The organism is Pleurocapsa sp. PCC 7327 (assembly GCF_000317025.1).
Taxonomy (GTDB): domain Bacteria; phylum Cyanobacteriota; class Cyanobacteriia; order Cyanobacteriales; family Microcystaceae; genus Hydrococcus.
In genome coordinates, this window is record NC_019689.1 from 145,634 (window position 1) to 159,067 (window position 13,434).

General features: G+C 43.4%; 11 protein-coding genes and 1 pseudogene. 7 read left to right on the plus strand and 5 right to left on the minus strand.

What is annotated here, in order from left to right:
- Positions 1-49: 49 nt before the first annotated feature.
- Positions 50-883, minus strand: a complete 834-nt coding sequence (locus PLE7327_RS00635; protein WP_015141922.1) for a hypothetical protein — start codon at positions 881-883, stop codon at positions 50-52.
- 212 nt (positions 884-1,095) lie between these two features.
- Between PLE7327_RS00635 and PLE7327_RS00640 the strand changes: the two genes are divergently transcribed.
- The gene (locus PLE7327_RS00640; protein WP_015141923.1) at positions 1,096-1,878 is read left to right on the plus strand and encodes an ABC transporter permease; all 783 of its coding nucleotides are present in this window, start codon (positions 1,096-1,098) and stop codon (positions 1,876-1,878) included.
- Positions 1,879-1,889: 11 nt separating this feature from the next.
- Here the strand turns inward: PLE7327_RS00640 and PLE7327_RS00645 are convergent, their stop codons facing one another.
- The 3 genes from PLE7327_RS00645 to PLE7327_RS00655 all read right to left on the minus strand — a co-directional run bounded on the left by PLE7327_RS00645 (position 1,890) and on the right by PLE7327_RS00655 (position 5,008).
- Positions 1,890-2,585 (minus strand): TrkA family potassium uptake protein, encoded by a 696-nt coding sequence (locus PLE7327_RS00645; protein ID WP_015141924.1) that lies wholly within the window; start codon positions 2,583-2,585, stop codon positions 1,890-1,892.
- A 58-nt stretch (positions 2,586-2,643) separates the two neighbouring features.
- Positions 2,644-3,978 carry a TrkH family potassium uptake protein gene (locus PLE7327_RS00650; RefSeq protein ID WP_015141925.1) on the minus strand — a complete coding sequence of 445 codons (1,335 nt, stop codon included), beginning with the start codon at positions 3,976-3,978 and terminating at the stop codon, positions 2,644-2,646.
- Between the two features lie 319 nt (positions 3,979-4,297).
- Positions 4,298-5,008, minus strand: a complete 711-nt coding sequence (locus PLE7327_RS00655; RefSeq protein WP_015141926.1) for a DUF2993 domain-containing protein — start codon at positions 5,006-5,008, stop codon at positions 4,298-4,300.
- Between the two features lie 130 nt (positions 5,009-5,138).
- Between PLE7327_RS00655 and PLE7327_RS00660 the strand changes: the two genes are divergently transcribed.
- Entirely contained in the window at positions 5,139-5,897 is a 759-nt protein-coding gene (locus PLE7327_RS00660; protein WP_015141927.1) for a pseudouridine synthase, read from the plus strand.
- Positions 5,898-5,961: 64 nt separating this feature from the next.
- Entirely contained in the window at positions 5,962-6,759 is a 798-nt protein-coding gene (locus tag PLE7327_RS00665; protein ID WP_015141928.1) for a RodZ domain-containing protein, read from the plus strand.
- 92 nt (positions 6,760-6,851) lie between these two features.
- Here the strand turns inward: PLE7327_RS00665 and menA are convergent, their stop codons facing one another.
- A complete protein-coding gene (menA, locus tag PLE7327_RS00670; RefSeq protein WP_015141929.1) occupies positions 6,852-7,763 on the minus strand; it encodes a 2-carboxy-1,4-naphthoquinone phytyltransferase in 912 nt (303 codons plus the stop codon).
- Positions 7,764-8,053: 290 nt separating this feature from the next.
- On the opposite strand from menA, the gene PLE7327_RS00675 reads away from it, so the two are divergent.
- The 4 genes and pseudogenes from PLE7327_RS00675 (at position 8,054) to PLE7327_RS00690 (ending at position 13,428) form a co-directional block, all read left to right on the plus strand.
- Complete coding sequence (locus PLE7327_RS00675; protein ID WP_015141930.1) at positions 8,054-9,493, plus strand: isochorismate synthase MenF; 1,440 nt, start codon at positions 8,054-8,056, stop codon at positions 9,491-9,493.
- 323 nt (positions 9,494-9,816) lie between these two features.
- Positions 9,817-11,517, plus strand: a complete 1,701-nt coding sequence (locus PLE7327_RS00680) for an AarF/ABC1/UbiB kinase family protein (protein WP_217523370.1) — start codon at positions 9,817-9,819, stop codon at positions 11,515-11,517.
- A gap of 139 nt (positions 11,518-11,656) precedes the next feature.
- Entirely contained in the window at positions 11,657-12,028 is a 372-nt protein-coding gene (locus tag PLE7327_RS00685) for a hypothetical protein (RefSeq protein WP_015141932.1), read from the plus strand.
- 257 nt (positions 12,029-12,285) lie between these two features.
- Positions 12,286-13,428 (plus strand): annotated as a pseudogene (locus PLE7327_RS00690) (hypothetical protein).
- Positions 13,429-13,434: the final 6 nt, after the last annotated feature.

Genomic DNA, 13,434 nt, shown 5'->3' on the forward strand with positions numbered 1-13,434 from the left:
GATCGCGATTTGGATCTGGTTTTGGGTTAATAGTTAATAGGAATTACTTTTAATTAGACTTCAAAATACGCTTTAACGTTGAGGCAGCACTTAGGGCGAGTAAAGCTAAACCGAAGCTAGCTTCAGGTACTGACACGGGCGGATCTGCAACTGATGCATTATTCGTTTGACCTTGAATTAAAGTTAGATTAGTTGGGCTATTGAAGGAACGCTCAAACGAACCTCGAATCGAAATGGAGGCAAATTCTTCGTTTCCTCCAAAAGATGTCGTTTGTGAATTGTCAGTCAACGTGATGTTGTCGCTAATCTCAGAGAGCAGGAAATCGTTGGTGTCGCCTGGAGTTGATAAATTTCCAACAACAAGAAAGTCATCTAAGACAGTTGCGTTATCGAGCAACAAGAGAGTTATATCGCCAGCAGCCGTTGCAGCTTCGGTTTTGGGATCTTGAATTGAGGTTTCGAGGTCTAATAAACTGGCAAAATCAAATGAAAAAGTTTCGCCTGCTTCTATGGCAAAGGTGCCGAGAACTTGAGCTTCGCTTTGCACTTCCCCTGAATAGTTCCTACCTTCGCCGAATGATAGACTAAAGGATCTGCTCAAAGCGGATGGAGTCTGAGGTGGAAAAAATGCCAAGGAGCGAGCCGAGTTTCTCACGTCTCCGCCGGGAGGGGCGGCAGTCGTAAAACCGCTAGTATCGGCGAAAGTAGACGTTGTTTGCGGTCTGTGACTAAAATTACTTAACCGGAATTCTGCTGCAGAATTGGCTAGGGTGCCAGCTAGAACTGGAGAAGATGCGATCGCCGTACTAGCGACTATCGAAGTGATGCTCAACAACCAACGATGAGCCGATCCTAGCTTTTTTTCTAGTTTTGTTTTCTCCATCGCTATTGAGTTTTAAAAGTGCTACGGATAGTTCAGCAATGAGCTAATCTTAACTATTTTTGTGATTTTGTTGGCTCGATCGCTATTTTTTCTAAAAAAACTACAGATATTTTACCGTTCCTTGCTTCCCTATGCAACAGTCGCTCGCTCTATCGTTTGCAAAAATTAGTAGAGAGCGTCAAGCTAGTCATTAGCGACAGGAATTTTTCCCCATGCAACGATATTTCAAAGTGTTGTTTTTATTCTGGAGTACTGCGATCGCGGCGGAATTAGAATATCGTCTCAATTTTCTTATTGCTACCTTCAGCAGTCTCGCTAATTTGATCGGCAGTATTTTTGGATTATTTCTCTTCTATCGAACTGGCTACAATTTTCGGGGCTGGAATTGGCAAGAAGCTATGCTAGTTCTAGGAATTTTTACCCTCTTGCAAGGTTTTTCTGCTGCGTTTCTCGTTCCCAATCTCAATCGCATTGTCGAGCAAGTCGAACGCGGTACGCTAGATTTTGTCTTGCTTAAACCGATTAGCAGTCAGTTTTGGCTATCGACGCGAATGATTTCTCCGTGGGGATTTCCCGATCTCTTTTTTGGCACGATTATTATTCTCTATGCCGGAGGGCAACTGAATTTATCTGTTTGGAATTATTTATTCAGTATCGTCCCGATTTTATTCGGTTTAATTATCCTCTACAGCCTTTGGTTTATGCTGGGATCGACGAGTATTTGGTTCGTCAAAATTTACAACGTCACTGAAGTCCTGAGAGGGTTGCTAGAAGCAGGTCGCTATCCGATGGTTGCCTATCCTGCTGCTTATCGCGTCTTCTTTACCTTTGTCGTTCCCGTTGCGTTTTTGACCACTATTCCAGCAGAAGCGATGCTGGGTCGCAGCGAGACCACCTGGATATTAGGATCTGGACTTTTAGCGCTTGTCCTGTTACTAGCTTCTAAACTTTTTTGGCAATTTGCCTTGCGTTTTTACACCAGCGCTTCGAGTTAAACTTAGTTTATTTAAATCGGCAATTTTTGAATATCTTTGTTGCAACCGATTACCACCATCATCATTCCTTTGTATAACCTTTCGTGGGGTGCGGGATTTATCTTAAATTTCTCATCTTTTCCGACTGCTAATAAGTTCAAACCATAGCGATTGCGAAGTTGCAATTCTGCCAGAGTTTTCCCATCAAATTCTTGAGGAACGAATACTTCTACAATACTGTGTTCTGGATCTAGATCGAAACGTTCTAAAATCGCTGGTTTGGTTAAGCTATAAGCCAAGTCGCAACCTGCATCGTATTCAGGAAAGACGACGCGATCTGCCCCAACTCGTTTCAATAATTTGCCGTGGATTTCTGATGAGGCTTTAGCAACCACATAATTAACGCCACCTTCTTTAACATTTAACGTGGTAATGATGCTTTCTTGAATAAAGTTACCAATCGCAACGATTACTGTATCGAATTCAAAGATTCCTGCTTCTTTTAAGGCAGTCAGTTCGGTTGAATCCAGTTGAATGGCATTGACAACAATTTTTTCTGCGAGTACTTGAGAGACGATTTTTTCATCGCGATCGGTTCCCAAGACATCATATCCCATCTTACAAAGCGTCTGACAAACTGCCCGACCGAAACGTCCTAGCCCAATTACGGCGAACTGGCGATTTTCTCGGCGCAGGTTACTTAAAAATTTGACCGATTTTTGATACATTTCCCCTTCTTGTTTCTGTTATCAATCTATTTTTATTTTCTGTATTTTCTAGAGACAGTTAACCGACTAGCAGATTCTCTTCTGGATATTGAATTACGCTAGGACGAGGATCTCCTATAATCGCTGCTATTAAGATTATAATCCCTACCCTTCCAATATACATGACGGCAACAATAACTAATTGGGATAAAGGAGAAAGGCTGGCAGTGATTCCCATAGATAATCCTACCGTCGCAAAAGCTGATATCACCTCAAATAAAATTGCTAGCGCATTTAAATTGTTTTCAATATAAGAAATTATCAGCGTAGCAATAAAAATAGTCATTACCGAACCGAAAACCACAGCGATCGCTTTTAAAATTAGAGGATAAGGAACTTTTCTCTGATATAAAATTACCTCTTCATCCCCTCTTAAAACCGAGCGAGTACAACTGCTAATAACTCGTAGCGTAGTTGTTTTAATTCCGCCGCCCGTCCCGCTAGGACTAGCTCCAATAAACATCAAGATCATTGTGATGAATAATCCTTCAACCGTCATCTTGCCGATATCGAGGGTATTAAATCCAGCCGTTCTGCTTGTAACAGACTGAAACCAGGCAGCTAACAGTTTTTCTTGAAGATTTAAATCCACAAAAGTACCATCATTTCTAAGTTCTGCGAAAAAAATTGTTATCGTTCCCAATCCTAAAAGGATTATTGTCGTACTAACAACAACTTTCAAGTTCAAAGAAAAAACAAATCTCGCTTTTTTTCTTTGACATTTTTCTGTTAGCCAGGAATAGAGTTCTATAATAACTTGATAGCCAATTCCTCCAAAAATAATTAAACCCGTAATCGTTAAGTTAATAATGGGGGAAGAACGGTATCCAATTAAACTATCCTTGAACAAACTAAATCCTGCATTGTTCCAAGCACTGACGCTGTGAAAAATTGAAAGCCATAGTCCTTGCTCTAACCCATAATCTCTGGAAAATGGATAAAGCATTAAAAAGATGCCCGTAATTTCAAAAATTAGCGTCGTAGCTATAATCGAACGAATTAAATTTTGACTGCCTAGTATAAAAGGTCGATCGAAAGATTCCTGAATAGCAAATCGTTGTTGGAGATCGAATTTTCGCCCAATTAATAGCATCAAGAAAGTAGTAATGGTCATATAACCCAAGCCGCCTACTTGGGCTAGTAGCAGAATAATTAGCTGTCCCCAGAAAGAAAAATAGGTTCCCGTATCGACGACGGCTAATCCTGTAACGCAGACGGCAGAAGTAGCAGTAAATAGAGCAACAATGGGGTTATTCCAACTCCCATCGCTAGTAGAAAAGGGAAAGATAAGCAACAAGGTTCCTACAGTAATAACAGCAAGAAATCCAAGGCAAATTGTCCGAGAAATCGTCATGCAATCTTAAAGTGTCAGTCAAATTTGGAAGGATTCCAGAGATAATATGGGGCAGAAAAATACAGTTTTTAATATTTTCTCTGAGAGAGTTTTTCGTATCTAAGTTCTATATACTAGAACTTTTATCGATCCATAATCCTACTAAGTTAACTCCATTAAGATATGGACGCAAGCAAAATTTTAGCCAAATCAGCCTCAAAACAGCGATCGCTAAGATTTAATAAAAGGTAGACGCGATATTCTGGTAGTACGAGAAGAGCTTAGCGATTCAATCGCAAGTAAAAGATCTGTTTTTCGATAGAATCGATAGGAAAGAAGGCTACGATCGCACGATTAAGCGACCGCAACAAAATAATTTGCCAGCTTCTAGGTTTATTATCTCTAGTTCCACGTCATCTCCCAAATCGACTTGTAATTGGGTCAGAGCGATCGGGAACAATTTTGGCAGAACGTCCATCTCAATAGGATGAAGGCGCAAAATCTGATGATTGACGAGTTCTAAGCCCGCACGAATAGTAGCGGGCTGTTCGTTTCCTAGGGCATCGACAATTGTTCCATTCAAAACAAACTTATCGGCATTGAGGGTAACTTTGTGCCAGCTAAGGCGATACTTCTCTAGAATAGTAGTAGGCTGAGGTTGCCCGCTCAGTTCGAGCAACATCGAGAGCAGATCGGTAAAGGCATTTGATAAAAGGGAGGATGAGAGGGAGGCATTTAAGTCTGCTTCCTCCAAATGAATTTCCCCGGTAACTTTCACGGGTTCCAATAATTGGAGGGGCTTACCTTTAAGGACTTGACCGATATTGATGCGAATATTTTCGCCTTCTAGTCGTACTCGACTCAAGCGTAAGCCTTGATAAACGGCACGAGTGCTGTTTAGAAAGACACTGGGAATATAACCGCTTAAAAGGTGGCGATTGCGTCCCGATATTTGAAACTGAAGGTCTTCGACAGAATCAACTTGCGATCGCAACCATAGCTGCAATGCCGGAGAAAGAATCTTACTTATAATTTCACTTTTCTGACTCATTGATATCCTCTCGACTGAGGTCAGGTATTTATATGTCTCTTGCTTCTTGTAAGATGTGTACAAGATTAATCAAAAATAAAAAATAGGAAAGTTTAATTTTTAGAATCTAGCATTTTAAATTTCCTTACTAATGGCAGAACGAGTACAAAAAATTTTATCCCAGTGGGGAATCGCCTCGCGTCGCCAAGCAGAACAAATGATTCTCGCCGGACGAGTGCGACTGAATGGAGAGATTGTATCATTAGGTTCCAAAGCCGATCCCCATCGAGATCGACTAGAAGTAGACGGCAAAGCGATTCAACCTGCCAATCGCCCCGAACTTATTTATATTCTGCTCAATAAACCCGTCGGTGTTCTATCCACTTGCTATGACCCCCAGCATCGACCTACCGTTCTCGACTTACTCGCCGAAGACCTCCGCCAAGGTCGAGGAATTCATCCAGTAGGGAGACTCGATAGCAATTCGACAGGCGCTTTACTTCTCACCAACGATGGCGATCTGACGCTAAGCTTAACTCATCCCCGCTACCATCTGCCTAAAACCTATCAGGTTTGGATCGACGGACATCCATCCGAGTCCGTTTTGCAAAAATGGCGGGACGGGATAATGCTGATGGGGAAAAAAACCTTACCCGCACGAGTTGAAGTACTCAAACATCGCGATCGGCAAACGTTGTTAGAAGTTATTTTGGTAGAAGGAAGAAACCGACAGATTCGCCGGATCGTTCGACAGTTAGGTTTTGAAGTCCTCAAACTCCATCGCACTGCTATTGGTTCGATTCAACTCGATCGACCCCAACTGCATAGCGGTCGCTATCGATTTTTAGACGACAATGAAATCCATTTTTTAAAAAATCGCGTCAATTTAGTAACGGCGACGGACATTTAATGGCAGGGAGCTTGTTGCCTGCCCGCGTTCTCAAAAGAAGCTGCACCGATTCAGTCATTATGTTATGTTTGCCAAGTTTAAAAAAAAGTCACCTCCAAAAACGCCCCAGCAAGAACGACAAGAAAAACTTGCAGAAATCGGTTCTCAACTGGCTCAAATTCGGACTGAGAAAGGGATATCTCTCAAGTTAATCGAGACAAAGACTCAAATTCCAGTTCGTCTGCTGCATGCGATCGAGACGGGCAATTTGAATTCATTGCCCGAACCCGTTTATATTCGAGGGTTAATCAAGCAATTTGCCGATGCTTTGGGATTGGACGGCACTGAAATCGCTAATACTTTTCCTATCGATTTAAAGCTCGAACGGAGAAACTCGCGCTTTAGATTGCGCTTGCCCAGTTGGCAATTTCAATTACGCCCTTTTCATCTTTATCTTCTTTACATCTTGTTAGTCGTTTTATCAGTTCGAGGGATTGCCAACGTTCTCAGACAATCCGCACCAGAAATCGCGATCGCACCTCAACCAGTCGCTCAGCCTTCTCCGACTGCCAAAAACACGCCAAAAGCAACCAAAACCGCCCCAGCGCCTAAACAACCTCAGACAAAGCCCGTTGTTGTCGATCTTAAAATCAACGAGTTGAGCTGGCTAGAAATCAGAGCTGACGGCAAGAGAGTGTTTCAAGGAAATCTCCCAAAAGGAACTCAGCGCACCTGGACGGCTAACCAGCAAATAATAGTCCGTGCTGGCAATGCAGGCGGCGTGCTGGTGAAGTTTAATGACGAACCCCCCAAACTGCTCGGACAACTCGGACAGGTGCAGACAGTCACTTATCAAGCTAAACCCGCGCCAGCTAGCCGCTAGTCGCTCTTGAAAATGAAGGGGGACTGGGAGACATACTTCCGAATTCCAACTTCCGACTTCTAATAATTGGTTACCGATGGAGCGATCTCGGCTCAAAGTAGCCTTGGCAAAACAAATCCCAACGCCAATAATATCCCGCTCACAAAGTGAAGATTGACAGCGAGAAATTTACAAGTTCTAACTATTTCGGGGTTATCGTGATGCTGTTGGACGTGCCGTACCAATCGATTTGCCAAGGGCAAACTGCCAAAAATTAGTAACGTCGAGACCGGAAAGACTCTCAAGAGGACAAAAAGAACGGTAAATACAAAAAGACTTGCCGTTAACCAGGCTAATACCTGAGATCCCCTTGCCGTTCCCATGCGAACGATCGGCGATCGCTTTCCAGCTGCTAGATCGTCCTCAACCTGGTGAAAATGCGAGCAGAAGAGGATAATCGAAGTACTCAAACCGATGATAGCGGAAGCGGCTAAACCCATAAGGGAGAAGGTTTTCGCTTGGGAATAATAAGCGGCTGCGATCGTCAGCGGACCAAAGGTGACAAAGCAAATAATTTCTCCGAGTCCCTGATATCCCAATCGGAAAGGCGGTCCTTGATAGCTGTATCCCAAAGCGCAACAAAGCAGAACGATTCCTAAAACCATCCAGTCTTGCTGCAACCAAGCAATGGAGATAATGCCCAAAATGCCCAATCCTAGCAAGAGATTGCTTATCCAGAAGACTAAAGTTTTGTTTCCTGTTAAATTAACGACCGATTCAGCTTTATTTTTATCGATCCCCGTTTCCGAGTCAAAAACATCGTTACTCAGATTTAACCAGGCAATAATTAAGATGGCTGCTCCTAAAAATGCGAAAAAGATTTCCTGGTGAAAGCGGTTGGTTTCGGCAAATGCTACTGCCGTTCCCATCGTAATTGGAATGATGGCAACGCTATACATGGGAGGTTTGATAGCAGCTAGCCATAGCTTCCGACGAGATTTGTCAATGTAACTTGTTGTAGCCATTAGACACAATTAAAGACAACGATCCTAAAACTCAGTTATGATTTTGAATTGTGCGTACCGAGGAAAGGAAAATTCGTTCCCTGTCTGAAGTCTGACTGGAGCGCCTTTCTTAGGTACTATAGTGAAGGACAGTTTGGCGACTCGTCTACCCTCAGAGACTGTAAAGCTTGACTGTCTGGCTCTAGCCGAAGTTCGGGGAGGCACCATAGCAGAAAAAACACTACGGTTTAATATTCCAGACATACCATTAATTCTGGTTTGAGAAAAAACAAATTATAAATAAATTTACGATGTCTGCTGCTGTCCCAGTCGTCCCTTTTCGTGCTAATCATTTATCTACTAACGAGCGAGAACTACAACAATTTCTCTTAGGTCTTCAAGAGAAATCGCCTAGAAAATACAAAACACAAATTGTCAGTTTTTCGCTCCAACTCGATCCTATCGATCCCCTATCTGTTTTAGCGGCGATCGCGCGATCGGATCGCACGCATTTTTATTGGGAAAATGCTGCCCGAGAAGAGGCAATTTTAGGGTTTGAAGTTGCTAAGTCTTTTACCATCAATTCGGGCGATCGCTTTGCCAAATCTCAGAAATTTATTGAAGAGTGCCTGGATCGAACCGTTCGGATCGGAGACCTTTGCTTGCCTGGTTCTGGTCCTTATTTGTTTTGTAGTTTTACTTTCTTCGAGTCTCAGCAAAACGATCCTTCTCCTTTCCCCCGCGCGACCGTTATTCTGCCTTCTTATCAGATAGTTAGAAAAAAACAAGATTGCACTTTAGTTATTAATTTAGCGATCGATCGCGATGCAGAACTGCAAGACTTATTAAGAGCCATTCAGAATAAAATCAAAGCTTTTATTCAGTCAGCTAACGATCTCGCTCCCAATCGTTCGAGCGATCGAAATCAAGTAATTAAGCAAGAAGTAACCTTTCAATCGCTTGAGAATTTTAGATCGTCCGTTGCCCATGCTCTAAAATCCATCCAAGAAAAGCAATTTAGTAAAATTGTTTTAGCTCATTCCTTAGATGTTACTTCTGATGCGCCTTTTCAAATCGTAGAATCTTTAAATAATTTACGCCAAATTTATCCAGATTGCTATATTTTCTCGCTTGCTAACGGAAGGGGACATCATTTTATTGGAGCGAGTCCCGAACGTTTGCTTAGCGTCCGGGATGGAGAATTAATTACTGATGCCTTAGCTGGATCGGCACCCAGGGGAAAAAATGTGACTGAAGACGATTGTTTTGCCAAAAAACTTTTGAGGAGTGAAAAAGAAAAACGAGAACACAAAGCCGTTACTGAATTTATTACCGAACGTCTTTCCCAACTGGGATTAAAACCTCAGCGCTCGCCGCTTAAGCTGCTTAAATTATCCAATATTCAGCATTTGTGGACACCAATTTATGCCAAGCTACCTTCTAATATTCATCCTCTAGAAATTGTCGCTAAACTTCATCCAACTCCAGCGGTTGCAGGCGTTCCTACAGAAATTGCCTGCGAACAAATTCGCCAATATGAAAGCTTCAATCGCGGTCTTTACGCAGCGCCTATTGGCTGGATAAATTACCAAGGAAATGGAGAATTTATCGTAGGAATTCGTTCGGCATCGATTGAAAAAAATCGGGCGCGTTTATATGCAGGTGCGGGAATCGTTTCGGGTTCCGATCCCGATAAAGAAATGGCTGAAATTCAACTCAAATTTCAAGCATTGCTTAAAGCTTTGCTGTAAGCTCATCCCACTTTTTTCGCCAAAAAGGAAAAGGAGAAAGAAAGGGAAAAGATCTATGAAAGCTTTCCCTTTACCCCAATCCCAATGACCGATGACGGCGGGGCGACTTTCATCCTATCCCGCGCGTGGAATGGGCTTTCCCGCCGCCCCTTCGCGAGAAGAGCGATAGACAAATGCGGCTGTACGGTTTGCGTTTTTCTTTGGAATCGGCAATAATAAAAGGTTAAGGAATTTGTACTTTTGTATAGTATAATGAAAATCGACCATAGAAAACACTTTTAAAACGCGAGGCAAAAGAGTAGCTTGTGAGTCGGCATCAAGAGTTGTTATCTGACCCAAGTTCGGAAAATGGAATCATAAGGCGTTACGACGCAGAAGCGATCGCAAAATACTATCGCATCCGACCTTGGCTTTACATCTGGCGTACCCTAACTGTAGTCTGGGTTTTTGGAACTTTTTTCTTCAGTCTTTTGTGGGATAAATGGACGAATCGAACTGAAAAAAACAAGCAAAAACGCGCTAGCCAACTCCGCCAACTCCTCACCCATCTCGGACCTACCTTTATCAAAGTCGGACAAGCTCTCTCCACGCGACCCGACCTAATTCGTAAAGATTTTCTAGACGAACTGATTAAGTTACAAGACCAACTGCCACCTTTTGATAATCAAATCGCCTTTGCTATTATCGAATCCGAACTGGATTGCTCTGTAGATGAAGCTTATCGAGAAATTTCACCGCATCCAGTTGCAGCGGCAAGTTTGGGTCAAGTTTACCGTGCCGTTCTCCATACGGGAGAAGAAGTAGCCGTCAAAGTTCAGCGACCCAATCTGCGACCGATGCTTGCTCTCGATCTCTTTCTGATGCGCTGTGCTGCTCAAAGATTCGGACGCTGGTTGCCGCTTAACTTAGGACACGATCTGACCCTGATTGTCGATGAATTTGGCGCCAAGTTATTTGAAGAAATTGACTATGTAAACGAAGGGCATAGCGCCGAGAAATTTGCTGCTAATTTCCGCAACGATCCAGAGGTTAAAGTTCCGGCGATCTACTGGCAATACAGCAGCCATCGGGTGTTGACCCTAGAGTGGATTAACGGCTACAAACTAACCGATACGGAAAAGATTCGCTCAGCAGGCATCGATCCCAACGAAATCGTAAAAATCGGCGTGACTTCTGGATTGCGCCAACTCTTAGAACACGGTTTCTTCCACGCCGACCCCCATCCGGGTAACTTGTTTGCTACTCCCGACGGTCGCATGGCATATATCGACTTCGGGATGATGGATCAGTTGGAGGAAGAGGCAAAGGAAACCATTGCCAGTGCAGTCGTCCAACTGATTAACCAAGACTACGAGGCACTCGCAGAGGATTTTGTCAAATTAGGCTTCCTAACACCCGACACGGACATCAAACCCATTATTCCTGCCTTAGAAAAGGTATGGGGCAATGCAATCGGGCAAAGCGTGGGGAATTTCAACTTTAAAACCATTACCGATGAGTTTTCAGAGTTGATGTACGATTATCCTTTCCGCGTTCCTGCTAAATTTGCCCTGATTATTCGGTCTTTGATTACCCAAGAAGGCCTCGCTCTCAGTCTCGATCCTAATTTTAAGATCGTCGAAGTTGCCTATCCTTACGTGGCGCGACGGTTGCTGACGGGAGAATCGCCACAACTGCGGCGACGTTTGCTAGAAGTTTTGTTCAAGGATGGGAAATTCCAGTGGCAGCGTCTGGAAAATATGATTGCGATCGCTCGTTCCGATAAGAAATTTGACCTATTGCCGACTGCCCAGCTTGGATTGCAATATCTGATCTCAGACGAGGGTCGTTATTTGCGCCGTCAGCTGCTCCTTGCCCTGACAGAAGACGATCGCCTGCATACCGAAGAAGTACAGCGTCTGTGGGTTTTAATTAAAGACGAACTCAACCCCCAACAGTTATGGCAAGCTGCTTTAAATACCTTCCGAGAACTGTCTGTTGCAGGTGTGGCAGCATTGGTTCCCACGGTCAGCACTTTAAGGTAAATTGTCGATTGGTTAGTGGTTATTAATTCTTGGTTAGTAGGCTTTTTTCGCCAATTAACGACTAACTACTGATTGATGTAGAAAGGCGATGTATAGCCTCTCTACCATTAACTAATAGCAAACAACAAACAAACAACCTATGTACTATTATTTGCCAGAACCGCCTTATTTTTTGATATTCGTTGGATTGTTTGCCGGGATTACTTCTGGATTGGCTTTTGAAGCGTCATTAAAACAAATCGTCCAAGAATGGTCGAAAACAGGGATGTCTGAAACGCTCAAACAAGCGCAAGGAGTCAAGTTACAATTGCCTTTTTTGGCAATGTCTGTAGGCATTTGCGTGTTTTTAGCGTCAGGTTTGGAGGTGTTTCTGTTCGATCGCTGGCTTACCTATGCGATCGCGCTTCCCGTGACGATTTTTATTGCCGCTTTAGTATGGATTCAACTTGGTAAACTCTTAAAACAGTTACAGCAAGGGGGATCGAAGGCGATCGATCTAGATGCTTTTTAAGCACTCGGAGAGAGAAATTGCGGATCGTGTTGCCCCTGATGCGCACTTATCGAATTAACCTCATCTGGATAAGACAAAAGACTGGCATTAAATCCAGTCTTTTTTTCTAAACGAATAAAAGCTAACAGTTGCTTGCGGTGAGTTTTTAGGTTTGGGGTGATGCCAATGTCATTTTCTAGTCATTTTTAGTTTTGAGACTGACAGTATAAAGAAGTCACCTTACTCAAGCTTCTCGTGTGATTAGATAGGACTAGCCCATGAACTTAGTATTTTCAACTGACGAACTGACGACTTTAGCAGAAGTGCGATCGCTTCCTTGCGTTTCGATCTTTATGCTAACTCATCGAATGGATCCCCAAACGCAACAAAATCCAATTCGGTTCAAAAATTTGCTGCGGCAAGCTGAGGAAAAACTGACTGATAGCGGACTGCGGGGGCAGGATGCCAAAGATTTCCTCGAACCTGCTCAAGAACTCGATGATTATCAGTTTTGGCAGTATCGGAGCGATGAATTGGCAATCTTTGTTTGTGCGGATCGCTTGCTGTACTATGGCTTACCCTTGAATTTTCCCGAACGGGTAGTAGTAGGCGATCGCTTCTACCTCAAACCCTTGTTACCATTACTTACGGGAGATGGACAGTTTTACATTCTGGCACTTAGTCAAAACCAAGTCAGGCTCTTTCAGGGGACGCGCTACAGTGTCGATGAAGTCAAACTAGAAGATCTGCCCACCAGTATTGCAGAGGCATTGAAATACGACGATCCCGAAAAGAGCCTTCAGTTCCATACAGGCACTTCTGGTGGTGGAAATGGCGATCGCGCTGCCATGTTTCACGGTCACGGCGCTGGCGATGAAGCGCAAAAAGATAATTTACTGCGCTACTTCCGTCGAGTGAATCAGGGGTTGCAGGAATTATTGAAAAATCGGCGATCGCCCTTAATTTTAGCAAGTGTAGATTACCTATTACCCATTTATCAACAAGCGAATACCTATCCTCACTTGCTCGATGTAGGCATCACCGGAAATCCAGAAGAACGGAAAGCCGAAGAATTACACGCGCAAGCCTGGGAAATCGTACAACCTTACTTCGAGCAGGAACAGCAAAAGGCTAGCGATCGCTATCAAGCTCTCATAGGAACGGGGCAAACGGCAAGCACTATACAGGAAGTCGTCCCTGCCACTTATTACCAACGAGTTGAGACTTTATTTGTTCCACTCGGACGACAACAATGAGGACGCTTCGATCCAGCCACGGGTAAAGTGCAGTTACATTCCGAACCAGAAACAGACGACGAGGAATTGATGGATTTGGCTGCTTTGCATACGCTGCTTAATGGCGGTACTGTTTATGCCGTCGAGCCAGAAAAAAGACCTCCAGCAAAAGTCAGAGTAAGTTAGGTAAAA

Excerpts from the sequence above, each read along its gene's own strand:
- PLE7327_RS00660 (WP_015141927.1), top strand. The coding sequence starts at position 5,139 with ATGGCAGAACGAGTACAAAAAATTTTATCCCAGTGGGGAATCGCCTCG.
- PLE7327_RS00685 (WP_015141932.1), top strand. The coding sequence starts at position 11,657 with ATGTACTATTATTTGCCAGAACCGCCTTATTTTTTGATATTCGTTGGA.
- PLE7327_RS00665 (WP_015141928.1), top strand. The coding sequence starts at position 5,962 with ATGTTTGCCAAGTTTAAAAAAAAGTCACCTCCAAAAACGCCCCAGCAA.
- PLE7327_RS00650 (WP_015141925.1), bottom strand. The coding sequence starts at position 3,978 with ATGACGATTTCTCGGACAATTTGCCTTGGATTTCTTGCTGTTATTACT.
- PLE7327_RS00645 (WP_015141924.1), bottom strand. The coding sequence starts at position 2,585 with ATGTATCAAAAATCGGTCAAATTTTTAAGTAACCTGCGCCGAGAAAAT.
- PLE7327_RS00635 (WP_015141922.1), bottom strand. The coding sequence starts at position 883 with ATGGAGAAAACAAAACTAGAAAAAAAGCTAGGATCGGCTCATCGTTGG.
- PLE7327_RS00655 (WP_015141926.1), bottom strand. The coding sequence starts at position 5,008 with ATGAGTCAGAAAAGTGAAATTATAAGTAAGATTCTTTCTCCGGCATTG.
- PLE7327_RS00640 (WP_015141923.1), top strand. The coding sequence starts at position 1,096 with ATGCAACGATATTTCAAAGTGTTGTTTTTATTCTGGAGTACTGCGATC.
- PLE7327_RS00675 (WP_015141930.1), top strand. The coding sequence starts at position 8,054 with ATGTCTGCTGCTGTCCCAGTCGTCCCTTTTCGTGCTAATCATTTATCT.
- menA (WP_015141929.1), bottom strand. The coding sequence starts at position 7,763 with ATGGCTACAACAAGTTACATTGACAAATCTCGTCGGAAGCTATGGCTA.